This is a genomic window from Vibrio sp. 10N.222.55.C6 (assembly GCF_041473395.1).
GTDB classification, from domain to species: Bacteria; Pseudomonadota; Gammaproteobacteria; order Enterobacterales; family Vibrionaceae; genus Vibrio; species Vibrio crassostreae_C.
The window spans coordinates 1-390 of sequence record NZ_JBFRSD010000444.1; the positions used below are offsets into that span (position 1 = coordinate 1).

General features: G+C 46.2%; 1 protein-coding gene. It reads right to left on the reverse strand.

Annotation, left to right across the window (positions count from 1 at the left end):
* The coding region (locus AB4486_RS24510; protein ID WP_372119260.1) for a hypothetical protein at positions 1-390 on the reverse strand (390 nt) is incomplete at both ends.

The following is a 390-nucleotide window of genomic DNA, read 5'->3' on the forward strand; positions in this document are numbered from 1 at the left end:
CTTCCAAATTTATGGTTATATCTTGACCGCCCAGGCTGCCATTAACGTGAATCGTTTCGAAAAAAGGCGGAACCCCGGCTATGCTTGAGCTGGCGTTAACTTGAATTGTATTACTACTTGTAATTTCCCCACTACTCACTGTGTATGCGTAGCTGCACCCAATAGCTTGACTAAAATCTGTGTAGATCAACAGCCCGTCGTATGAAGAAACGGCGGTGGCGCATTCATCTAAGTCAGTGAGTGGAGCAACGTCTAGGATAGTCGTGGGAGCTGATGAATCGACATATGCTGTTAAGTCAATTTCTGACGACTCTCCAATAGGAGTGGATAGATACGCAGCACTGGCGTTAACGTAAGCCTGCTCTTCAGGGAGTTGTTCATTGTTAGTGC